Below are 22,133 nucleotides of genomic sequence, written 5' to 3'. Positions count from 1 at the left end.
ACATACAATTTATATTTAGAGAAACAATAGGTTTGTCACAACAGGCGCGACAAAGTTAGTCTTCATCTTCCTTGAAACGCCGCCATTGCGTCATTTATGATGAAGTCAGATTTATTTGCAATTATTTATGAGAGAAAGGGAGACACTATATGGCTCAATCTAATATAAAAGTAAGAGTACAGAAGTTCGGTAACTTCCTCAGCTCTATGGTCCTGCCGAATATCGGTGCGTTCATAGCATGGGGATTAATTACAGCGTTATTTATTCCAACTGGCTTCTTTCCAAATGAAAGCCTTGCCAATTTAGTTGGTCCGATGGTTACGTACCTGCTGCCTCTGTTAATTGGTTATACAGGCGGTAAGTTGATTTACGATCAGCGCGGAGGGGTTGTTGGTGCGATTGCGACAATGGGTGTCATTGTCGGTGCACCTGATACGCCGATGTTCCTAGGCGCAATGCTGATGGGTCCGTTAGGCGGATATGTCATCAAGAAGTTTGACCAGATGATCGAAGGGAAAATCAGGTCAGGATTTGAAATGCTCGTCAATAATTTTTCCGCTGGTATCCTTGGAGCCATCCTTGCAATTCTAGCATACCTGGGTGTCGGACCAGCGGTAGATGCTTTTACTGAAGTACTTGTGACAGGAGTTGACTGGCTGGTTGAGGCGGGATTGCTGCCTCTAACAAGCATTCTGATCGAACCCGGGAAGATTTTATTCCTGAACAATGCCATCAACCATGGTATTTTGTCACCGATTGGTTTGGAACAATCTGAATCAACAGGGAAGTCGATTCTGTTCCTTTTGGAAGCAAATCCGGGACCAGGTATTGGTGTCCTGCTGGCATTCATGTTCTTCGGCAGGGGCACCGCGAAACAGTCGGCATCGGGAGCTGGAATCATTCACTTTTTCGGGGGAATCCATGAAATCTATTTCCCTTACATTTTAATGAAACCAATGCTTTTCCTATCTGTCATCCTTGGCGGAATGAGCGGTGTGTTTACTCTTGTATTATTAGGTGGAGGTCTTTCAGCACCTGCCTCTCCGGGGAGTATTATCGCTATTACGGCCGTAACACCAAATGATGGAATGGTGTATGTGGCAAACTATGCAGCTGTCCTTGTAGCAGCGGCGGTTTCGTTCGCAGTCTCTGCTGTTGTGCTGAAAACGAGCAAGGATACTGATGAAGATATCAATGCAGCAACAAAGAAAATGGAACAAATGAAAGGCAAGAAGAGTTCTGTAGCCGGCCATGTATCTGGTGCTAAAGGAACCCTTCCTGAAGTAGTTAACAAGATTGTCTTTGCATGTGACGCTGGTATGGGGTCAAGTGCTATGGGGGCTTCTCTGCTTCGCAAGAAAGTGAAGGAAGCAGGATTGGATGTATCCGTTACGAATACAGCAATCAGCAATATCCCAGCAGATGCACAGGTTGTCATCACCCAGGAAGAGTTAACGCCAAGAGCGCAGAATAAACTGCCGGGTGCATACCATATTTCGGTCGATAACTTCTTATCAAGCCCTGAGTATGACAAGCTGATTGCCAGCCTGCAAGATGGGATCACAGAAGAGCAGGCAGAGCTTGTTGAAGAGTCTGAAAAAGAAGCAGTCGGGACTGAACCTAACATGGATAAAGATGATGACCTTCTTCTCGAGGAAAACATCTTTATAGGCAAGGAATTTGCTACTAAAGAAGAAGCCATCAGGTTTGCCGGTGAGGCATTGGTCAAAGCCGGTTACGTTGAAGACAGCTATGTGGATGCGATGATTGAACGTGAAGGCATAACAACTACTTATATGGGGAATAACGTATCAATACCCCATGGTACGGAGGAAGCTAAGAAAGCGGTCATCAAATCAGGCTTCACAGTAATTCAAGTACCAAATGGCGTCGACTTTAACGGTGAGCAGGCAAAGCTGATCTTCGGTATTGCAGGCAAGGATGGTACACACTTAGAAATTCTTTCCGGAATTGCTGTCATCTGCTCAGAACAGGAGAATGTCGATCAGATGGTTCAGGCCAAAACGGCAACAGAATTAAAAAATATCATTAACAGCAAATAATGTTTTTAAGGAGAAAGGCGGGGATACCTGCCTTTCTGTTCTGCTTTACAAAGGTTTTATAAGAAGAAGATAAGCCTTATAAAAGAAATGGGTGGAGAAAATGTTTATTACCACTAGGGAAAAATCCATCATTGATCTGATCATAAGGACATCGGGCAAGCATACAGTTTCCTCGCTTTCTGCTTATTTGAATGTAAGCGGAAGAACCGTTCAGAGGAATCTTAAGTCCATTGAAAAACTACTGGAGCAGTACAATTTACAGTTAAAACGAACGACAAATGATGGCTTGTTCATCGAGGGAAAGAATGAACAGATATACAGGCTTATACAAAAGTTAATGGATGTCAGCCCGACTGATGAGACACCGGAAGAAAGGAAACGGAGTCTGTTAGTAATATTAATGCAAGAAGGGCCGTTTTTTAAAAAGCAGGTGCTGGCAAATCAACTTGGTATCAGCACAGCGACGCTGTCAGCCTATCTGGATGATTTGGCAGACTGGTTAAGTAAGTTCTCGGTAAGACTTATCAGAAAGAGGGGCGTCGGGATAGAGGTATCTGCAGCTGAAGCCAGAAGGCGACATGCTTTGGCCAGCTACTTCTTGATATATTTCTATGAGGAAATCATTGAGAATATCTACTTGCTGCAAAAAGGAAATCTTATGAATGGGCCGGTATTGGGGTACTTTACTCCCGAATATTTAGTAGCGGCTGACAAAGTTGTAAACCAATCCTTGAACAAAGCAGATATAAAACTGACTGACAGTGATTATACAGGTCTCATTGTCCATGTATGTTTATCATTTCAGCGACTCCGGGATGGCTTTGCTTTGGACGAAGACTATGAGTCTGAAGCCGAATATACAACTGAATTCAGCATAATGAATGAGATATGCGAGGAACTGAGTCAGATGCTCGCCGTTCCCATCACCAAAAACGATATCCATTTCTTAAGCATTGTTTTAAAAGGCTCTAAGGTACAAGCACCAGACGCCATCGATTATGACAGCATCCTGCTTGGCCAGCTAATCAAGAACCTTATCGAGGATGTTTCGTCCAAGCTTCACGTGAATCTCTCAGATGATTTTTCTCTGTATCAAGGATTGCTTGCCCATATGGAACCTTCCATCTATCGGTTAAAGCAGGGGATGGAATTATTTAATCCATTAACGGAAGATATCAAGAAAAAGTATCCAGTTTTATTCATGGCTGTTGAAAAAAGTCTTGGGGTTCAATTCAAAGACATCAGCTTTCCAGATGACGAGACAGCCTTTATCGTTCTCCATTTTGGTTCCGCCTTGCTGATGAATGAAGAAAAGGTAAAAATCAACGCTGTAGTGGTTTGTCCAACCGGAATCGGCGCATCTAAAATGCTGGCAAGCAGGATTCAAAAAGAACTCACGGAAATTAACAAGGTGGAAATTTTGTCTCTTAAAGATTTCCAATCCGCCAATCTTAAGGAATATGACATTGTAATTTCTACAGTCAGGCTACCATTCACGGATGTCGATTATACGTTGGTGAGCCCCTTGTTAAGCGAAAAAGATATAGGCTTCATTCAGACATATCTGCAAAATAACCTGGAAAAACTGACAAAGAAAAAACAGTATTTGAGGCCTGGACCTCCACAAGAGGCTATAGCTAATCCTAATCAACCCAAGTTACGAACTCTATTGCAGGAAATAAAAGATATCCAATCCAGCATCGAATCCATTCTCAATAATTTTCGGCTTTATCGAAAACGGCATATTGGAAACCATTTCACCGTTTTAAGAGACCTGGTTGAAAAGGCCGAACAGGATTTATTGATAAAAAACTACCCTGACGTTCTGAAACAGTTGGAAGAGCGGGAGAAAAAGGGCGGCCTTGGGATCCCCGGGACTAAGATGGGGTTATTCCATTGCCGGGATGAAAATGTGAAGGAATTGATTTTCCAGGTCTGCCACTTGGATCAGCCCTGTCCCGTTAAAGGGATGGATGGGCAGGAAATGCAGATGAAAAGCCTGCTCTTAATGCTGGCGCCTGAAGACTTAAGTAAGAGGGAGCAGGAAATACTTAGTATCATCAGTACCAGTTTGATTGAAAGCAATATCTCGATGATGATTTTCTCGTCATCGAATGAAGCGATGATCCGCAAGAAATTGGAAGATCTATTTCTCGTCTATTTACAAACAAATTTGATAAAGGAATGATGAAGTTGAAGCAAACCGTTCATTTTGGAGCAGGCAATATTGGGAGAGGTTTCATCGGAGCTTTATTTTCCCAATCTGGTTATCACGTAACCTTTGTTGACATTGCAGAGCAAATCATTAACAAATTGAATGAGGAAAAACATTATCAAGTTGTACTGGCTACAGAACAAAAAGAAACAGTGACAATCGAAAATGTTTCCGGTTTAAATAATCTGCATCAAGAAGATGAGGTAATGGAGGCGATTCAAAACGCTTCCTATATCACCACCGCTATCGGCCCAAATATCCTGCCGAGAATTGCACCTTTAATTGCCCGGGGGATTTCCAAGCGAGTATCTTCCAGTGATGAAACGCTTTATGTAATTGCATGCGAGAATCAAATTGGCGCAACAGATATCCTGAAAAAACATATCTTCGAAAACCTTGACGAAGAAACAAAGGCAAAGCTGGAGGGGCGCGTTTATTTCTTTAACTCTGCTGTGGACCGTATAGTGCCAATCCAGGATCAGGATTCTCTGGATGTGCTTGTAGAGCCTTATTATGAATGGGTTGTAGAGACGAAAGAGAATATCCCGCAAGTCAATGGAATGACGATTGTAGAAGATCTGGCTCCATTCATCGAAAGAAAGTTATTCACTGTCAATACAGGGCATGCAGTCATCGCTTATTTCGGATACCTGCAAGGAAAAGAGACAATCGATAAGACTTTGGCTGATGAAGATATTGCCAACCAGGTAAAAGACACATTGAAAGAGACTGGGGCTTACCTGGTAAAACAATATGGTCTTGAGGAACAGGAACATTTAGCGTATATCAACAAGAATATTGAGCGCTTTAAAAATCCATATTTAAATGATGGTGTCACAAGAGTAGGCAGGGCGCCATTTCGCAAACTGGGTCCTGACGATAGATTGGTCCGCCCGACAACGGAGGCGCAAAAAGCCGGATTACCTTACTCCAATCTAGCAAAAGCGATTGCTGCGGCCTTGCTGTTTGATAATCCGGAAGATACAGAGGCAATGGAAATCCAGCGCATGATCAATGAAAATGGGGTTGCATATGTCCTGAAAAACGTGAGTCATCTGGATGAAGACAGTGCGATTACAAAAGAAGTTATTCACCAATATGATTTGTTAAAGCGATAGCAATGAAGGAAAGGCTGCCAAAATAGTTGGCAGCCTTTCCTATAGGATCAATAACCTTTTTGGTAATCAACCAGATTTTTAGGTGGAGTCCCTCCAGTAATATATTCCTTTAAGTTAGGAATGAATATATCCTCTATGACCCTCTTGGTGTAGTACTCAGTAGATCCTGCTGTATGAGGAGTGACAATCACATTTTCCATCCCCCATAGAGGACTGTTCTCTTCAAGTGGCTCTTTTGCGAAAACATCAAGTCCTGCACCAGCGATGCTGCCGGACTTTAGAGCACTGATCAGGGCATCTTCATTGATGGTTTCACCACGGCCGATGTTAATAAGGAAAGCGGAAGGCTTCATTAGATCAAACTCTTCCTCACCGAACATTCCCTTTGTTTCAGCTGTTAAGGGCACTGTCACAACAACATAATCACATCGAGGCAGGACATTCGCCATCTGGTCCGTTTTGTACATTTCGTCCACATAATCAGTGTCTTTTCCTGAGTGGCGGATGCCGAGTGTTTTCATTCCAAAGGCTTTGGCAATCTTGGCGGTCTCTCTGCCAATCGCCCCCACCCCGATAATGCCAATGGTTTTTTCATGAATTTCAAGTTTCAATCCGGAGTGTGCCCACGTCTTTTCAGCCTGGTTCCGTACATATGTATGGATTTTTCTCGTCAGGCCCAGCATCAATGCAAAAATGGTTTCAGAAATGGGATAGGCATGGACCCCATTTGCACTGGTAACGTGGATTCCGCTTTCCTGCATAATAGCCAGGGGCATGCTGTCTACACCTGCAGACCAGGTTTGAATCCAGCGGAGAGGAGTTTGGTTGTGCAGGACCGTTTCCATACTCTTTTTCCAGCCTGCGATAATTTCCGCACTTTCAAGGTGGCTCTCCCACTGTTCAGGATCTCTGCCTGTCACAACCTCCCATTCCGGTATGATTCGTTTAATATCTGCAATCTGATTTTCTTCCAGATTTTGAGCAACTATCAGTTTATTCATCTTGCTTACCTCCATTCATTAATATAAGGCTTTATGTTCTTTATGTTAATAATATGATAATCATAGGTTGAAACGATAATTGCTCCTAAAGACCTGGCATTCAAGTGCTAATCCACAGGAATGATAAAGGAGCAATATACTTGTACCTCAATTGCTTACTTCAGGTGGGCATCCATAGGCATCTGATATGAATTATATCGCTCTCTTCAATTCAAGTCTTGTCTGCCTGTCCATTATTCTTGTTGTCAGATGTAAACATTTTACCATGCCTGCCCTTTTATTGTCTGAATTGAAAGACAAGGAACAAGGAGAGGGCTTAGAATGAATCGAATCGGGGTATATACCCATACTAATAATGTTTTTGACTGAAAGGGTGTGCAAACGTGAACCTGCCATTGTTTCTTGGATTATTTCTTTTCGTATTATTTCTTACAGCTTTTTTAGGAACCAAGCTGAACATACCTGATATAGTCATTTACATCATCCTGGGAGCTGGAATTTCGCTTGCAGGGATTTTGGATAGTGTGAAGACGATAGAAGTGGCTGGGGAGATAGGCCTCATCCTTCTGTTTTTTCTGATTGGGATGAAATTTCCGCTTAGGGAAATAGCAGAAAAGGGAAAGATGGTTTGGAAGCCAGGGCTGCTGGACCTGGCTCTTGGGGTCGGGGTCACTGCAGGAATCTGTTCACTCTTTGGCCAGAGCCTGTTTAATTCGCTGCTTATAGGAGGGCTCGTCTATGCGACCAGTTCGTCTATTACCATTAAATTGCTTGAACATAAAAACAAGCTTGACCGAAAAGAATCCGGATATATCCTCACCCTTTTAATATTTGAAGACATGGTGGCCCCCGTATTGATTACCATTCTGATCGGGTTAAGCGGTGAAGGCTTTAATGCAGCAGACTTCCTGTTAATCTTCCTTAAGGTAGCTTTGCTGATAGGAGTGGCTGTTCTGATCAGCCGCTTTATCCAGGAAAAAGGATACGAGCTTATTGAGAAGTTCCTGCACGAAGATTATCTGCTTATTTTCATAATCGCATTGGCATTAGCCTATGGAGGGTTTGCCGTATTCCTTGATCTTTCGGAAGTAATCGGTGCCTTTCTTGCAGGATTGATGTTTGCTGGCACCACCTTTAAGGACCAAATCACAAAAGTGGCGCTGCCCGTGAGGAACTTGTTCCTGCCATTCTTCTTCTTGAACTTTGGGATGTCTCTTGAATTTACAAAAGAAGTTCCGGCATTCGGGCTGCTCTTTGCCATCGTGATCTGGTCGGTTCTCCATAAACTGATTGTCGGGTTTGCGGGTATCCGCTGGTACGGGCTTTCCAGGAGGGAATCTCTTGAAACCGGTTTGACCCTTGCGCCCAGAGGTGAGTTTTCCGTCATCATTGCCGGGCTTGCTGCCGGGGCACTCCAGATTTTCGCGGGAGTCTATATTCTTGTTGCGGCGATTCTTGGGATGATCCTTTGTCAATTGTCTTCCAGGATTGGAGGGAAGGTATACAGTAACGAAGAAAAACCGAGCAGCTAGTCTGCTCGGTTTATTATTATTAATATACTTTATCACCGTTAAAGATAGAGTTTTTAACTACTACATAGTCTACGTGGCGGATTGCGTCAAGTGTGCTGCCGCCTGCATAAGAGATTGAAGATTGAAGGTCTTGCTCCATTTCGTTCAAAGTGTCGTTAAGGGAGCCTTTATGTTCTACAAACATCTTTTTGCCCTCTACATTCTTCTTTTCCCCTTTTTGAAACTCAGATGCTGAACCGAAATATTCTTTGTAGAACTTTCCGTCTTTTTCTACTGTTTCTCCAGGTGATTCTTCGTGTCCGGCAAATAGAGAGCCAATCATGACCATAGAGGCGCCGAAACGTACTGATTTGGCAATATCTCCATGAGTACGGATGCCTCCGTCAGCGATAATTGGCTTGCTTGCCGCTTTTGCACACCATCGGAGAGCCGCAAGCTGCCAGCCTCCTGTTCCAAATCCGGTCTTAATCTTTGTTATACAAACTTTTCCTGGTCCAATGCCCACTTTTGTTGCATCTGCACCGGCATGTTCCAGTTCTCTTACTGCTTCCGGTGTACCAACATTGCCGGCAATGACAAAGCTTTCAGGCAAGTGTTTCTTGATGTGTTTGATCATCTCGATAACGGCATTGGAATGCCCATGAGCAATATCGATTGTAATGAACTCAGGTATCAACCCAGCAGATGCTAACTCCTCGATAAAGCCGTATTCTTCTTCTTTAACACCAACACTGATTGAAGCAATCAGCCCGCGTGAGTGCATATCTTTAATAAAATCCACTCGTTTTTCCGGCTGAAAGCGGTGCATGATGTAGAAATAACCATTTTCAGCTAAGTAAATCGCAATCTTTTCATCTATTATTGTCTGCATGTTCGCAGGGACCACTGGCAATTTGAAAGAATGACGGCCTAATGAAACAGTTGTATCACATTCAGAGCGGCTATTAACCACACATTTAGCAGGAATTAATTGAATATCTTCATAATCAAACACATTTTCCATGAGTAACACTCCTAAAAACGAATATTAGTTTTATGTGTAATAAATAATGTTCGTACATTACGTAATTTACCTTATTTTTATGTCATTGTCAAAGTATTTTAAAGGAACTCTGTTTTATAAAAAAAATTGGGTAAATAATACACTCGTCGTTTCTTTTCTTACTTATATCTATTACGGTGAATATTTCTAAAGATATCCTTGATGAAATATATGGAGCCTCTAATAATGTATGGAGGAAGAAGAAGTGCTATCATAGAACCAGATAGATTAATTATAGAAAAGGTGAGATGATGGCTGAAATATTGCAGCAACCTTTTGGTGAGAACCAAACCTTTGAAGAAATTGTCAATGATAAGAAAAGTCTCGTCCTATTCGTAAGGCATCCTGGCTGACCGGTTTGCAGAGCATTTCTCACGCAGTTGCGTGAGCATCATGGAAGATTAACGGAAGAAGGGACACAAGTCATCGTGATTTTTCCTTCCAACCGATCACTGTTGGAACGCTTCTTAGACGAATTTGGTCCATATCCATTCCAGATATTCGGAGACCCGGACCGTACATTGTTTCGAAGCATGGGCCACAAATCCATGGCAAAATGGAAACTGCTCGCGAAAGCTGGAAAAGCATTCATAAAAGGCGGCAAGAAAGCCTTCCTTCCAGAGGACGAAAAGCAGCAGAAAGTTGTAAAGGAGTCTCTTAATACCCAAGATATTTATATACAGGGCGGTTCATGGTTATTTAGTGAAAAAGGAGAGGTCATGTGGAGCCATGTGGATGAATCTCCTGAAGATCATGCTTCAATCGAGGAGCTTATTCACCAGGTAAAGAAAACCGTTAATACTTGAAGGTCAACGTAAAAAGCCCCATCTAAATAAGAAAGGGGCTTTAGTTATAGTGCAGCAAAGCTACGACAACAATTGGAGGACGAAATCTCATTAGGATTCGTCCTCTTTTTTTCTTATGAATAGCAGTGAATTGCAAACCCTTTAAAGCAGCAATAATCAGCTTTTGATTAGTTTGGGGATTTATTCACCAGGCAAATGCTGTGACGCGTGTAATAGCTCTTGTACCTATAGAATATTTCGATTTGAACTTCATGCTTTTCCAAGCTGAAAGTATAATAAGACTTGATTGAATCAGATTCCTTTTGATACGGAAAAGAAAGTCTTTCAGCTTCAGATTCAATATAAGTCTCTAACTCTTTCTTTTTGATGGTTGCGGGCTGTTCACTCTCCAATTGTTCCTGTTCAATAAAAGTATCTATACAATTAAAGATTATTTGCTCTTTCTGGGACAATTCATTGATGGTCATTATGCTGTATCCTCATCCTTTTCGAAAATAAATCCATTTTATGGTAATAAAAAAAGTCAGAAAAGAAGGGTATCCTCCTCTTCTGACTTATGTCCGGTTCTATGCCCATTCATTGCTATCAGAATAAATCATTATTCAAGAATGTATATTCTTTTTTCATGATATCATGTCTGATTCTTTTTATCAAAGCTGTTTCTGGGGAACCAAGTTAAAGAGGATATAACTTTTATCATGTTCAAAGTTCCAGTCAACGAAGAAGTCATCCAGTTTTGCATGTAGATATTGTTCAAAATCGGTTTTGTGCTGATAGAGGAGCCGTTTTTCCAAATTGCGCTTGGCAATTTTTAAGTTTTCTTGAAAACCGCATTGCAACAGCTCTTTTTCTATACTGATAAAAATCCCTTTTCTGATGATCAGCAGCGTTCGCGGGTTCAGCATGATGGAATAGGTTTCTTCAGGCGGCTTCTGTGCTTCTGTGCTGATCGATATGATGTCTTTATGAACCAATTCGCTGTTCGAATAATTGTTGGGGGAAGGCAGGGGGCATTCTTGCTCGGAACAAGATAACACAGCTATGATCATTCCCGTTTTGGATTTAAGCTCCCAGTCGTAATAAAATTCCTCAACCTGTCCGTTCACATTCACTTCTATATAAGATGAGATATCCTTTATTAATGTTTCCATCATCAGGTCTCGGGTTTTTTCCACATACACACTTTTATCATTGGCCATCAATGATTTCTCCATGGGAGATAAAAAGTTGGATATATGGGTGATGATATAAGGACCAGCAGCTGTACAAATAACATTTCCGGGTCCCCGGCCAAAATGCTCGCGAAGCAGCCGCCCGATAAAACCGGAAAGCTCCTTTTCAAATCTTGTTTTTTCCATATAATACCTCTCTGTATAAATGATATCTAATTTATTCCCGTTATGGTCATTGCTGAAACTTCTCAAACAGTATTTATTTTAGGTTTTTCTTTTGGGTGCAAGCAACACGAAATTATTTTATAATTAATTCACAGACTAACAAATAATGGATACACTAAGTTGGAAAAATCTTAAGGAGGTGGTGAATATGGCAAGGAGCAATTCATTGTCTAAAGCTCCAGCGACTCATGCAAAGCCTGAAATTAGGAAGGCGATACTTTGCATGGGGTGAGACGCTTGATTTGATCGCCCAAGCAAGCTTATTCATTTCTAGTATTCAGGCTTTGCCCTTATTTTTTACACGAGAAATAAATAAGGAGCGAGCTGAAATGAAAGCTGAAAATATTTTACCTGAAAGTTTGATAAAGGAAATTCAAAAGTATGTTCAAGGAGAAACGATTTATATCCCTAAACCGAAGAGTGCTTATCAAAAGTGGGGAACGAAGTCAGGTGGAAGGAAGAAAGTCAAGGAGCGGAACCTTTCTATCCGTACTGCTTTTCAAAGCGGGACCAGGATTGATGAGCTGGCGGATGACTATTTCCTTTCAATTGAAACAATCAAGAAGATTGTTTACTCTAAATAGGTTGCTGACAACACTGCTTTCCACTTTAAGAAGTGCAGTGCTTTTTTATGGCGATTTCATTTGCAGAACAATTTTGGTATATCTAATGAAGCCCGCTTATTTTACAATGGAATGGAATAAAGAGTAAGACTTCAAAGGAGTAATTGAGATGGAACCTTTCATTAGAAATGATCAGTTTAACTATATAAAAGTACAGACGAAAAATCTTGTTAACGGGCACTCAAGCGCTAGTGATCCCGGAGTTTTGAAGGCAGTAAAGGCTATGGTGAAGGAAAATGTAACAGGATTGTTCTCAGGGCTTTCCCCTGCACAATCCGACCTGCTTGATCCGGTGGATATGATAAAAGATAAACAGGATGCAGAGGTCTTTCTGGCTCAATTAAAGCCGTTTGTCATCCCGTTTAGAAGGATTTCAGAGAAGACGCTTGAAAAATTATTTCCAAAAGTCAAAAAGCTGAAACTTCCGGACCTTGCTAATATGGATTTCAGGGAAATCACCTATTTGGGATGGAATGATATAGGTTAGGAGAGAAAATACCTCGTCGCTGATATTGACGGAAAGCTTGTCGGGCTTAGAGGCTCATTCAAGAACCACAGCCAAAAAGGAATCTGCACAATCTGCAACTCTTTTGAAAACATCGGTATGTTCGTAACCCAATCCAAAGCAGCTGCAAACGGCACTTTCAAAAACAGAGGAAATTATATCTGCCAGGACAGCCAAACCTGCAATCATAACCTCAGAAGTGAAGAGAAAGTGTTGGAGTTTATTGAACATTTGAAGAATGTTTAATCTTGCGTGACAGGCACGCCCCGGTTTTTGTCGATTGTCGATTAGCAGGCCATCATCAGGTGGCCTGCTTTTTATATTAATGAGATACCGCATGTTCAGCTGCCGATTCGACATTATTCGGGTAATCCCTGTCATACATATTCGTTTGCCTCTTTATAGAGAAGGGAAATTAAGTTGTAAAACATCTTTGGAAAGGAAGGGTATTAATGAGGGGCGAAGAGGGCTTTATCATGAAGCAACCGTCGGGGAGGAGAATTACCTATAAGAAGGTCGGTGATGAATCCGGGCGTCCGGTGGTTTATTTTCATGGGTGGGGCTCCGCTGCTTCTTCGGTCTTTTTTGATGAAGAGTTTTTTGAGCGTCACCGATTATTCCTTCTGATAGTGAACCGGCCGGGATATGGAGGATCGGACCTGGTGGAGGATTATTCAATGTTTGATTATGCGGGTGATGTGAAAGATGTCCTGGACCATCTCCACATACAGAAAGCGGACTTTATTGCCTGGTCAAATGGGGGCCTGTTCTGCCAGGTGTTTGCTTACCGCCATCCCCAATACATTTCCTCCCTTTCACTGGCGGCAAGCGCCATTCCTCTTCACAATAAAGAAAGCGGCAAAGTATTGCCCATTCGCTGGAAGTTACTTAGAAAACTGAATAGGATAGCCCCTGTTCTAAACAGGAAGTTTGCCAAACGAATAACTAAACACTGGACCGGCAAAATTGGAAGACAGATATTGAAGATTCATAATAAGAAAAAAAGTGATCCCCGGTCATCCGGGATGAAAGAGCAGTTAAAGAAACAGACAGCGGAGGGGATTTGGGATGCTTACCGGACCAAAGGTTGGGCTGAATACCTGGAACTTAATGCGATGATGAAACCTTTCAAACTAAATGAATGGAAGACCCCTTTTCCAGTCTGCATTTGGAGCGGGCAGAAAGATGCCCTTTGGCCTGTCAAAACAGCAGCTTTCCTTAAGGAGAGATTTCAGGGCTCCAAAATGCAGATTGTTAAAGGAAAAGGACACTTCTTTTTTCTCGTATGCTGGGAAGAAATCTTACGTAAAGCAATAGAGGAAGAATAGGAAGAAGCAGTTGCGCAAAACCTATACTAAAAAAGGAGTGTGTTGAGATGGTTAAGCGCAACAGCAGAAACAGAGTGGAGAAGCAGTTGAAGGCTATCCTAAAAGAAACAGATAACCCGGCCATACTAACCGATGTAACGGATACAGAGTTTGGAGTAATGCCAGGTTTTTCACCGGAAACATTGACAGCAGCTGAAAAATACTCGGTGAAGAACTCTACAGACGGCAAGACATGGAACAGTGCTGATGACAGATAATAGGATGAAATGAGGGCCTGAAGATGGTCCTCTTTTTTGTTCTGTAAAATAGTATGAAATGGTCCAAATGACAAATAGTAAAGGGAGAGAGTCTATTAAAGGAGACATGCTTATGAACAAGATAGAAGTAAATAATCTTACTAAGATCTTCGGCTCCAACCCTAAAGAAGGACTAAAGAGATTAAAAGAAGGGCAGGGAAAAGAGAAAATTTTAGAAGAAACGGGCATGACGGTCGGTGTGAACAACGCATCATTCCAAGTGAAGGCCGGCGAATTCTTTGTCATCATGGGGCTTTCAGGAAGCGGGAAATCCACCCTCATCCGCCTGGTCAACCGACTGATAGAACCGACGGCAGGCGAGGTACTGATTGATGGGCATAACATAACGGAAATGACGAAAACCGACTTGATGCTAACCCGTAGAAAGAAATTAGCAATGGTTTTTCAAAAGTTTGCGCTGTTTCCGCATCGCACTGTCCAAGACAATGTGGAATACGGCCTTGAAATTCAGGGGATTGCCAAAGAGGAACGCTCTAAAAAAGCGCTCAAATCCATTCATGATGTCGGGCTGAAAGGCTATGAAGACAGCTACCCCGATCAGTTGAGCGGGGGAATGCAGCAACGGGTGGGACTTGCCCGCGCCCTTGCCAATGATTCGGATATCCTGTTGATGGATGAAGCCTTCAGTGCACTCGATCCTCTCATTAGAAAAGAAATGCAGGATGAGCTATTGAACCTGCAAAGCAAGTTAGGAAAAACGATTTTATTCATTACTCATGATCTAGATGAAGCGCTTAAGCTCGGAGACAGAATTGCGATCATGAAAAATGGATCAATTGTGCAGATAGGTACTGCGGAGGAGATTCTCGAGAATCCAGCCAACGAATATGTGTATAACTTTGTCGAGGACGTCGATCGTTCAAAAGTTCTCGTGGCAGAAAATGTTATGAAAAAACCAGACCTGGTCACTACCTGGAAAGATGGGCCGCGAATGGCTGTCAAAAAGATGGAGGATGCCGGGATATCCAGTATTTTTGTCGTTGACAAAGAGAAAAACCTGAAAGGAATTTTGACGATTGACTCGGCAATAAAGGCTTATAAGGAAAATAAGTGGGTGGAAGATGTTCTTGAACAGGACTACTTCACAACAACTCCTGAAACTCCGTTAAATGATTTGATCGGGGTGGCAGCAGAGTCAAGATATCCAATTGCAGTCGTAGAAGACAATAAGCTATTAGGAATCATCGTCAGGGTTTCCATTCTATCCGGTTTGGTTCTGGGAAAAGAGCAGCAAAGTGAGGTGGCAGCAGAATGAATTACTTTACACTGCCTTTGGAAGAATGGACCAATAATTTCGTATATGATTGGCTGATACCTGTACTCGGAGGATTTTTTGAAGCGATCAGCGGTATTATCTCGTTTTTTATTAATGGAGTAGCCGATATTTTCACCTGGATTCTACCGGAGGTCATGGCCTTGATCCTCATCCTCCTGGCTTGGAAATTTGCCGGAAAAGGTGTTGCGATATTCACTCTTATCGGGGTTTTCTATCTTGGATCGGTAAATCTCTGGGAAGACGCAATGCTCACATTGGCGGTCGTGGTGGTTGCTACACTGTTTTCTATTGTCATAGGGGTTCCGCTGGGAATCCTGGCGGCCAAATCAGCGGCATTGGATAATGTCGTAAGGCCAGTTCTCGACTTCATGCAGACGTTGCCAAGTTTTGTGTATTTGATTCCGGCAATCTTACTGTTTGGTCTGGGAGAAGTTCCAGCGGTTATCTCTACATTTGTCTTTGCGACGCCGCCTGCGGTCCGGATGACCAGCCTGGCGATCAGGCAGGTGCCTGCAGATATGGTTGAGGCAGCGAGGGCATTCGGGTCGACCTCATGGCAGATGCTGACGAAAGTCCAGCTTCCTGTTGCCATTCCAACCATTATGGCGGGAATCAACCAAACAATCATGCTGGCCTTGTCGATGGCGGTTATCGCTTCGATGATCGGTGCTCCCGGATTGGGGTCCACCGTTTTGGCCGGTATCTCCAGTGTCAATGTCGGCTTAGGTCTTGTAGGCGGTCTTGGAATCGTGGTTTTGGCCATCATCCTCGACCGGATTACACAGGGGCTTGGGCAAAAAAATTAATGATAGAGGTGGAGACATATGAAGAAAGTAAAACTTAGTATGGTGCTTATGCTTATCGCTCTTCTTCTTTTTGGATGCGGTACAGGCAATGAGGATGAAGGCGGCGATAATGCTCAGCAAAATGGCGGAAACAATGAAGGTGTCACCATCAACTTTGGTGTAACTCCATGGACCAGTACAGTGCCGCCTACTAAAGTGGCAAAGCTGCTTCTTGAGGATATGGGATATACAGTCAATGAAACGAAAGCGGATGCCGGCGGGGTTTATACAGGCCTGGCAAGAGGAGACTTGGACGTATTCATGGATGCCTGGCTGCCGGTGATGCATGCTAACTATATGGAAAAGTACGGAGATAAGCTTGATGATACGGCTGTCAGCTATACAGAAGGCCAGCTTGGCTGGGTCATCCCGACCTACGTTGAAGGAATTGAATCGGTCGAAGATATCAAGGGGAAAGAAGACCTCTTCGGCGGGAAAATTTACGGAATTGAAGAAGGAGCCGGGATGACGGTCACTTCAAGAGAAATGATTGAAAAACTCGGTTTGAATCTGGAGTATGTGGCTTCCAGTGAAGGCGGGATGCTTGCACAGGCACAGCGCATGATGGAAAACGAGGAACCGGTCCTGTTCCTGGGATGGCGCCCTCACCCAATGTTCGTTAACTATGATTTAAAGGTATTGGAAAGCCCGGAAGACTACTTCCAGACATCAGAAGTGCATGTGATCACGAATAACGAATTAAAGGACGAGGCACCAGAAGCCTATGAGTTCTTGAGTAACTGGAAGATGGATGTAAAAGATATTGAAGAAATGATCGTGAAGATTGATGAGGGGCAAAATCCTGAAGAAGTGGCGCAGGAGTGGATTGATAACCACGAAGACGAAGTACAGGCGATGAAAGGTGAATAGTAGCAGTATTGAGAATCCCTCTCCTTGATAAGGGGGGTTCTTTTTCATTACCTGAAAATGAGAAAGTGTGGGTATTGGGCGGATTTCCGTTCGGAAAGCTTAGAAGGTCCTATCTTTAAGGGAGGGGTCACAGATCCATAAATAGGGGGAGAAATTCCCCTTAAACTGCAAAAAATAGCTGAGTTAGCTATAAATAAGGGGGGATTTTCCCCTTATTCCTGGCACAGCACCCCATTTTTCATGATTATCAAATGAATAGCGGTAATTATTCCCCTTATTTCAACTTTTTTTAGTGCCATTTCGTAAATAAGGGGAGTTTCTCCCCTTATTTTTCTCAGCTCATGCTGCTGATTTCCTTTGGGCCGCTGAGATTCCGCCCTTGGATGGCAGGGTGGGGCCACCCAGTGAACAAACGGCGTTGTTACTTGAAGAAAAGCCGTCTTTCAAACAGTAAATCCGTTACATATTTGAACCCTTTATGAAGGAGCGAATTCTAACCATAATGGACAAAATTCGTTATGGTGTTTTTATGCCATTTCGCAAGTTAATTCGCTACATAAATCGCAAGACTACAATATTTATTTCAGTGTTGTGTAAACGTTGCGAAACTAGATGCGAAAAAACACTTGGAAGTAGAAGACTTGCTGTAGTCCCAATAAAAAATAGCATACGAATTATGGTGAGAATTCGTATGCTAAAGACTTTGGATTTTTACCTTTTGTACCTCTAAAGTGAACTCCTTACCCAAAGGACAATGCGTTAAAATGATTAATACACCCTTACATCACCACTGGATACGGAAACCTCTACCTGATATTTGCCTGATCCATGGGTGCCGGAAATATCACCGTCATCACTCGTTTGGCCGGAGAGCGGGAATTCACAGGAGATGTTCCCGCTGCTCGCTTCACCGTTCAATGTAAATTCAGCATCATCAGGCAGGTCGAGGTCAACCTGGCCGGAACTGAGGTCAAACCGGATGTCTCCATTTAACTCTTTTAATTGTACATTCATTTGTCCTGAAGAAAGATCTCCTTTTAATGGACCAGAGTAGTCAGTCAATGTGACATCACCAGAGCTGATGTCAATCTCACCTTCTTCAGTTGTTAAACGATCGGCTGAAAATTTGCCTGAAGAGCCGTTATGGACAAACTGAGAGGCAGTAATGTTGGCCAGTTCAAGATTGCCGGAACTCATATCTGTTTCCAAGCGGTCGAGCACAATGGGTTTCGTAGCTGATTCCCCTTTTAATTCGAGATTCCCTGAACCGATATTGATCTCGATTTCACGATCGAAGTTTTCGGGGATATAAACAACTAAGTCTGATTTATTATTAAAGGACATCCACTCGAACCATTTGCGCTTCACTTCAACCTTTACCTCATCGCCCCTTGCACTGACCATTAAATTTCCTTTTCCATCAAGCTCTGCTTTCACATCTTCCCTGTCTTCCGGGATTACGACAGTATGGCTGCTGTCCACATCGATCTCAATTTGATTCACCCTGTCAGAAACAGCGACACTGTTCTCGCCTGTGCGTTTTCCTGAAGCAAACAATGAAGTGTTGTCATTTAGAATGATGAGGACGGAACCGACGACCAGGATGGCAATCACAATTGCAAAAATATTTTTCATATTATCTCCCCGTTTCAATTGTCATTTATCATACTTTTATCTTAGTTTGTTTTCCAAGTTTATACAATGAACCCCGCGATTTATTTTATTTAAGACCAGAGGCGTAGAGAGGTTCAGGATATCAACCGTTGAATGGCTTAAGCATTGAGGTGTTATAAAATTCCAGGAGATGTGGCAGGATAAGAAAAAAACCTTTGGAGAATGTGTATGTATCTGCTCCTCGTTATCATCGTTTATATTGTGTTTGCTGTTCTTTTCGTGGATTGGAAACGCTGGAAAGAATATTATCCCACCGTTCAATTCTTTGTTATCTGCAACCTGCTGTATAACTTTATTTTTTACAATCATACATTGTGGGCCTATAAAGCAGTGACCGTAGAATGGCTGAACCACACATTAATAGAGATCACTTTCACGCTGTTTGTCATTCCGGTCGTTTTAATGATTTATTTACGTTATTTTCCTGCCAGGAAACGAAACTTCCTCTATGTATCGGCCTGGATAGCGTACTTTACCATACTTGAATATCTCTTTTATAAAAAAGGGTTGTTCATCTATGAGAACGGGTGGAGTGTCGGATGGTCCTTTATCTTCAACAGTATAATGTTTATTATTATTCGAATTCATTATAAAAATAACTTAATCGGCCTTCTCATCTCCCTGCCGGTCATAGCGATTCTTCTGTTGATTTTTCATCCGTCCCTCCAAGATCTGAAATAGAAGGTGACTGCTCATGGCATCTCTGGAAACACCTGTATTTCTCTTGCTTATATTGAGCACTTTTTTCGTCATGGGAATATTTTTGTACATACTAAAAAACAGGAAATGAAAAAACTTCTTGTGTTTGCAAGTGACATCCGGTAAACTGTTTTTAATTTAAATATCAGTGTTGACAGGATTCAGTAGCATCTCATCTCCCTGTGTCAGAGAGCCGGTGGCAGGTGAAAACCGGTACAAAGGTGAGTGTGAATTACTTCCTCGAGCTTTCTTTGTGAAAAGGCTTTTTTATAGACATTGCTGTTTTTCGCTTTCTCTTCATGGAACAGAGCAATGTATGTGATTGCAGCTTATCAGTAGCAAAGGACGGTTGAGCCGTTATATCTTCGAGTGGAAGAGTGATCTTCAACAAGGGTGGTACCGCGTGTCAAAACCACGTCCCTTTTTTAGGGATGTGGTTTTTTTGTGTTTTCTTAGAGAAAGTTCCCGCAGGCGGAGGGGTGTCAGCGTGAGGAAAATAATGTAGAGGAGGAAAATCAAATGACAGAGTGGATGAAGAACCTGACGGAAGAGCAAATACAAGAAGTAGAGAGGCAGTTCGCGATCTATGCGGGAGGAACCCAGGAAGTCATTCCGGAAGACGGGCTGAAGCAAAAAATCGCAAAATCGATCAGGACAAATAAGCCTTTAAAGATAAAACTGGGCCTTGACCCTTCTGCACCGGATGTTCATATCGGCCATACAGTAGTCCTCAACAAGATGAGGCAGTTTCAGGATAACGGCCACATTGTGCAACTGATTATCGGCGACTTCACTGGAAAAATCGGTGATCCGACGGGCAAGTCAGTTGCACGGAAACAGCTCACTGATGAAGAGGTGAAGCATAACGCCAAGACATACTTTGAGCAGTTCGGCAAGGTGCTTGAACAGGAAAGGGTAGAACTATTCTACAACTCTAAATGGCTGAAACAATTGAATTTAGAGGATGTAATCCATTTGGCAGGAAGCATTACGGTAGCAAGGCTGCTGGAGCGAAATGATTTCTCTGAAAGGCTGTCAGCCGGGAAGCCGATTTCTCTTCATGAATTTTTCTACCCCCTTATGCAAGGCTACGATTCGGTTGAACTCGAAAGTGATATCGAGCTTGGAGGGACTGACCAGCACTTCAATGTCTTGATGGGACGTGGTCTGCAGGAACATTACGGCAAAGAAAAGCAAGTCGTGATCATGATGCCGCTGCTTGAAGGCTTGGACGGAAAGGATAAAATGTCTAAGTCGAAACACAACTACATCGGCATCGATGAGAATCCAAATGAAATGTTCGGAAAGACAATGTCGATTCCGGATGAACTGATGGTGAAATACTTCGAGCTGGCGACCGACTTGTCTCTGGAAAAAAAGCAGGAGATTGCCGATAACCTGGCTGATGGAAGCCTTCATCCGCGTGATGCAAAAATGCTTCTCGGCAAAACGCTTGTGAGAATGTACCACGGTGAAACAGCTGCGCTGGATGCAGAGGCACAGTTTAAGGCGGTTTTTCAAAAAGGCCGCATACCGGATGACATTCCTGCTGTTCTCTGGGATGGAAGGCTGGAGACTCCGATTGTAGACCTGCTGGTTGAATTAAATATGTTGAGTTCCAAAAGTGAAGCCCGCAGGATGATTGCAAACGGCGGTGTGAAAATCGATGGCAGCAAAATTGAGGACGCAGGGCTTGTGGTTACCTTGACGGACGGGATGATTATCGGGGTCGGAAAGCGGAAATTCACCAAAATTAAGCTGGGCTGAAAAGAAAATAAAAAAGTTTTGGTAAATGATGTTTAAAGATGAGCGGACTGGGAATAATAACTTAAGTAAAATACTATAACGAAATTTTAGTTTTGTTACACATTAGGAGGAAAAAGAAAAATGGAACATGGTAAAGTAAAATGGTTCAACAGTGAAAAAGGTTTTGGATTCATCGAGCGTGAAGGTGGAGACGATGTATTCGTTCACTTCTCTGCTATTCAAGGCGAAGGATACAAATCATTAGACGAAGGCCAAGAAGTAACGTTCGATATCGAAGATGGCCAACGCGGTCCTCAAGCGACAAACGTACAAAAAGTCTAATAATGATACACCCTATAAACAAGCCCTCATTTTTGAGGGCTTGTTTTTTTGTTATTTATCCCCTTTATATAGCTTGTAAAGATTGATAAGGCAGTCAGTTGACTTCTGAGGGTTCAATTTACCACATGGATGGTTAATAACTGATGAGTATTGACCATCTAAGGAACTTGAAATAGGTATAGCTGTCAAATAACTGAGGGGTAAAGAGGATCTAGGGGGCACGGCAGAGGTCCAGCTGGTGAATAACAGTGGGATAAAGGCCATCTAAGTAATCCAAAAAATAGCTAGCTGGTGAATAACGGAGGGATAAAGAGGATCTAGGGGGCGCGGCAAAGGCCTAGCTGGTGAATAACAGTGGGATAAAGGCCATCTAAGTAATCCAAAAAATAGCTAGCTGGTGAATAACGTATGGTAAAGAGGATCTAGGGGGCACGGCAAAGGCCTAGCTGGTAAATAACCGATAGATAAAGGCCATCTAAGTAATCCAAAAAATAGCTAGCTGGTGAATAACGTAGGGGTAAAGAGCATCTAGGGGGCGCGGCAAGGGCACGGATGGTAAATAACACTGGGATAAAGGCCATCTAAGTAATCCCAAAAACAGGTAGCTGGTGAATAACTAAGGGATAAAGAGCATCTAGGGGGCGCGGCAAAGTCCCAGCTGGTAAATAACCGAGGGATAAAGGCCATCTAAGTAATTCAAAAAACAGCTAGCTGGTAAATAACGTAGGGGTAAA

General features: G+C 42.7%; 21 protein-coding genes and 1 other annotated feature. Of the genes, 16 read left to right on the top strand and 5 right to left on the bottom strand.

Annotation, left to right across the window (positions count from 1 at the left end; translation table 11 throughout):
• Positions 1–149: 149 nt before the first annotated feature.
• From M1E09_RS20935 to M1E09_RS20925, 3 genes are all read left to right on the top strand, one after another.
• Positions 150–2,063, top strand: coding sequence for a PTS mannitol transporter subunit IICBA (locus M1E09_RS20935; RefSeq protein ID WP_456272731.1), 1,914 nt, complete (start codon positions 150–152; stop codon positions 2,061–2,063).
• Between the two features lie 100 nt (positions 2,064–2,163).
• Entirely contained in the window at positions 2,164–4,251 is a 2,088-nt protein-coding gene (locus M1E09_RS20930; RefSeq protein ID WP_456272730.1) for a BglG family transcription antiterminator, read from the top strand.
• Between the two features lie 5 nt (positions 4,252–4,256).
• A complete protein-coding gene (locus M1E09_RS20925) occupies positions 4,257–5,396 on the top strand; it encodes a mannitol-1-phosphate 5-dehydrogenase (RefSeq protein ID WP_456272729.1) in 1,140 nt (379 codons plus the stop codon).
• A 47-nt stretch (positions 5,397–5,443) separates the two neighbouring features.
• Here the strand turns inward: M1E09_RS20925 and M1E09_RS20920 are convergent, their stop codons facing one another.
• Positions 5,444–6,397: a D-2-hydroxyacid dehydrogenase gene (locus M1E09_RS20920; protein ID WP_456272728.1), complete on the bottom strand. Its 954-nt coding sequence runs from the start codon at positions 6,395–6,397 to the stop codon at positions 5,444–5,446.
• Positions 6,398–6,780: 383 nt separating this feature from the next.
• On the opposite strand from M1E09_RS20920, the gene M1E09_RS20915 reads away from it, so the two are divergent.
• Complete coding sequence (locus M1E09_RS20915) at positions 6,781–7,929, top strand: cation:proton antiporter (protein WP_456272727.1); 1,149 nt, start codon at positions 6,781–6,783, stop codon at positions 7,927–7,929.
• A gap of 19 nt (positions 7,930–7,948) precedes the next feature.
• Here the strand turns inward: M1E09_RS20915 and guaC are convergent, their stop codons facing one another.
• Entirely contained in the window at positions 7,949–8,932 is a 984-nt protein-coding gene (guaC, locus tag M1E09_RS20910) for a GMP reductase (RefSeq protein WP_456272726.1), read from the bottom strand.
• 419 nt (positions 8,933–9,351) lie between these two features.
• Between guaC and M1E09_RS20905 the strand changes: the two genes are divergently transcribed.
• Complete coding sequence (locus M1E09_RS20905) at positions 9,352–9,777, top strand: peroxiredoxin-like family protein (protein ID WP_456272725.1); 426 nt, start codon at positions 9,352–9,354, stop codon at positions 9,775–9,777.
• Positions 9,778–9,944: 167 nt separating this feature from the next.
• Here M1E09_RS20905 and M1E09_RS20900 read toward each other — a convergent pair whose 3' ends face one another.
• Together M1E09_RS20900 and M1E09_RS20895 are read right to left on the bottom strand one after the other, a co-directional pair.
• Positions 9,945–10,244 carry a hypothetical protein gene (locus M1E09_RS20900; RefSeq protein ID WP_456272724.1) on the bottom strand — a complete coding sequence of 100 codons (300 nt, stop codon included), beginning with the start codon at positions 10,242–10,244 and terminating at the stop codon, positions 9,945–9,947.
• Between the two features lie 183 nt (positions 10,245–10,427).
• On the bottom strand, positions 10,428–11,135 hold the full coding sequence (locus tag M1E09_RS20895; RefSeq protein ID WP_456272723.1) for a DUF2294 domain-containing protein: 708 nt from the start codon (positions 11,133–11,135) through the stop codon (positions 10,428–10,430).
• Between the two features lie 368 nt (positions 11,136–11,503).
• Between M1E09_RS20895 and M1E09_RS20890 the strand changes: the two genes are divergently transcribed.
• From M1E09_RS20890 to M1E09_RS20855, 8 genes are all read left to right on the top strand, one after another.
• The gene (locus M1E09_RS20890; protein ID WP_456272722.1) at positions 11,504–11,758 is read left to right on the top strand and encodes a CD3324 family protein; all 255 of its coding nucleotides are present in this window, start codon (positions 11,504–11,506) and stop codon (positions 11,756–11,758) included.
• Between the two features lie 148 nt (positions 11,759–11,906).
• Positions 11,907–12,284 (top strand): FusB/FusC family EF-G-binding protein, encoded by a 378-nt coding sequence (locus M1E09_RS20885; RefSeq protein ID WP_456272721.1) that lies wholly within the window; start codon positions 11,907–11,909, stop codon positions 12,282–12,284.
• Between the two features lie 24 nt (positions 12,285–12,308).
• Positions 12,309–12,548, top strand: coding sequence for a hypothetical protein (locus M1E09_RS20880; protein WP_456275045.1), 240 nt, complete (start codon positions 12,309–12,311; stop codon positions 12,546–12,548).
• A gap of 230 nt (positions 12,549–12,778) precedes the next feature.
• Positions 12,779–13,630 carry an alpha/beta fold hydrolase gene (locus M1E09_RS20875; RefSeq protein WP_456272720.1) on the top strand — a complete coding sequence of 284 codons (852 nt, stop codon included), beginning with the start codon at positions 12,779–12,781 and terminating at the stop codon, positions 13,628–13,630.
• A 47-nt stretch (positions 13,631–13,677) separates the two neighbouring features.
• Positions 13,678–13,887, top strand: coding sequence for a hypothetical protein (locus M1E09_RS20870; protein WP_456272719.1), 210 nt, complete (start codon positions 13,678–13,680; stop codon positions 13,885–13,887).
• A gap of 112 nt (positions 13,888–13,999) precedes the next feature.
• The gene (locus M1E09_RS20865; RefSeq protein ID WP_456272718.1) at positions 14,000–15,202 is read left to right on the top strand and encodes a quaternary amine ABC transporter ATP-binding protein; all 1,203 of its coding nucleotides are present in this window, start codon (positions 14,000–14,002) and stop codon (positions 15,200–15,202) included.
• Positions 15,199–16,029: an ABC transporter permease gene (locus tag M1E09_RS20860; protein ID WP_456272717.1), complete on the top strand. Its 831-nt coding sequence runs from the start codon at positions 15,199–15,201 to the stop codon at positions 16,027–16,029. Before M1E09_RS20865 ends, M1E09_RS20860 begins: the two co-directional genes overlap by 4 nt.
• Positions 16,030–16,047: 18 nt before the next feature.
• A complete protein-coding gene (locus tag M1E09_RS20855) occupies positions 16,048–16,938 on the top strand; it encodes a glycine betaine ABC transporter substrate-binding protein (protein ID WP_456272716.1) in 891 nt (296 codons plus the stop codon).
• Positions 16,939–17,706: 768 nt separating this feature from the next.
• Here M1E09_RS20855 and liaG read toward each other — a convergent pair.
• Entirely contained in the window at positions 17,707–18,573 is an 867-nt protein-coding gene (gene liaG / locus M1E09_RS20850; RefSeq protein WP_456272715.1) for a LiaG family protein, read from the bottom strand.
• A 207-nt stretch (positions 18,574–18,780) separates the two neighbouring features.
• On the opposite strand from liaG, the gene M1E09_RS20845 reads away from it, so the two are divergent.
• The 3 genes from M1E09_RS20845 to M1E09_RS20835 all read left to right on the top strand — a co-directional run bounded on the left by M1E09_RS20845 (position 18,781) and on the right by M1E09_RS20835 (position 21,399).
• Complete coding sequence (locus M1E09_RS20845; RefSeq protein ID WP_456272714.1) at positions 18,781–19,293, top strand: CBO0543 family protein; 513 nt, start codon at positions 18,781–18,783, stop codon at positions 19,291–19,293.
• 160 nt (positions 19,294–19,453) lie between these two features.
• Positions 19,454–19,736, top strand: a binding site (T-box leader).
• Between the two features lie 94 nt (positions 19,737–19,830).
• Positions 19,831–21,078: a tyrosine--tRNA ligase gene (gene tyrS, locus M1E09_RS20840; protein WP_456272713.1), complete on the top strand. Its 1,248-nt coding sequence runs from the start codon at positions 19,831–19,833 to the stop codon at positions 21,076–21,078.
• A gap of 120 nt (positions 21,079–21,198) precedes the next feature.
• Positions 21,199–21,399 carry a cold-shock protein gene (locus M1E09_RS20835; protein ID WP_456272712.1) on the top strand — a complete coding sequence of 67 codons (201 nt, stop codon included), beginning with the start codon at positions 21,199–21,201 and terminating at the stop codon, positions 21,397–21,399.
• Positions 21,400–22,133 lie beyond the last annotated feature (734 nt).

The sequence above is a fragment of the Bacillus sp. AK031 genome, assembly GCF_053903065.1.
The sequence above is the reverse complement of the archived record's forward strand: the minus strand, read 5'-3'. Positions and strand labels throughout refer to the sequence as shown.

Excerpts from the sequence above, each read along its gene's own strand:
- M1E09_RS20860 (WP_456272717.1), top strand. The coding sequence starts at position 15,199 with ATGAATTACTTTACACTGCCTTTGGAAGAATGGACCAATAATTTCGTA.
- M1E09_RS20875 (WP_456272720.1), top strand. The coding sequence starts at position 12,779 with ATGAAGCAACCGTCGGGGAGGAGAATTACCTATAAGAAGGTCGGTGAT.
- tyrS (WP_456272713.1), top strand. The coding sequence starts at position 19,831 with ATGACAGAGTGGATGAAGAACCTGACGGAAGAGCAAATACAAGAAGTA.
- guaC (WP_456272726.1), bottom strand. The coding sequence starts at position 8,932 with ATGGAAAATGTGTTTGATTATGAAGATATTCAATTAATTCCTGCTAAA.
- M1E09_RS20855 (WP_456272716.1), top strand. The coding sequence starts at position 16,048 with ATGAAGAAAGTAAAACTTAGTATGGTGCTTATGCTTATCGCTCTTCTT.
- M1E09_RS20865 (WP_456272718.1), top strand. The coding sequence starts at position 14,000 with ATGAACAAGATAGAAGTAAATAATCTTACTAAGATCTTCGGCTCCAAC.
- M1E09_RS20890 (WP_456272722.1), top strand. The coding sequence starts at position 11,504 with ATGAAAGCTGAAAATATTTTACCTGAAAGTTTGATAAAGGAAATTCAA.
- liaG (WP_456272715.1), bottom strand. The coding sequence starts at position 18,573 with ATGAAAAATATTTTTGCAATTGTGATTGCCATCCTGGTCGTCGGTTCC.
- M1E09_RS20835 (WP_456272712.1), top strand. The coding sequence starts at position 21,199 with ATGGAACATGGTAAAGTAAAATGGTTCAACAGTGAAAAAGGTTTTGGA.
- M1E09_RS20920 (WP_456272728.1), bottom strand. The coding sequence starts at position 6,397 with ATGAATAAACTGATAGTTGCTCAAAATCTGGAAGAAAATCAGATTGCA.
- M1E09_RS20935 (WP_456272731.1), top strand. The coding sequence starts at position 150 with ATGGCTCAATCTAATATAAAAGTAAGAGTACAGAAGTTCGGTAACTTC.
- M1E09_RS20895 (WP_456272723.1), bottom strand. The coding sequence starts at position 11,135 with ATGGAAAAAACAAGATTTGAAAAGGAGCTTTCCGGTTTTATCGGGCGG.
- M1E09_RS20870 (WP_456272719.1), top strand. The coding sequence starts at position 13,678 with ATGGTTAAGCGCAACAGCAGAAACAGAGTGGAGAAGCAGTTGAAGGCT.
- M1E09_RS20885 (WP_456272721.1), top strand. The coding sequence starts at position 11,907 with ATGGAACCTTTCATTAGAAATGATCAGTTTAACTATATAAAAGTACAG.
- M1E09_RS20845 (WP_456272714.1), top strand. The coding sequence starts at position 18,781 with ATGTATCTGCTCCTCGTTATCATCGTTTATATTGTGTTTGCTGTTCTT.
- M1E09_RS20900 (WP_456272724.1), bottom strand. The coding sequence starts at position 10,244 with ATGACCATCAATGAATTGTCCCAGAAAGAGCAAATAATCTTTAATTGT.
- M1E09_RS20930 (WP_456272730.1), top strand. The coding sequence starts at position 2,164 with ATGTTTATTACCACTAGGGAAAAATCCATCATTGATCTGATCATAAGG.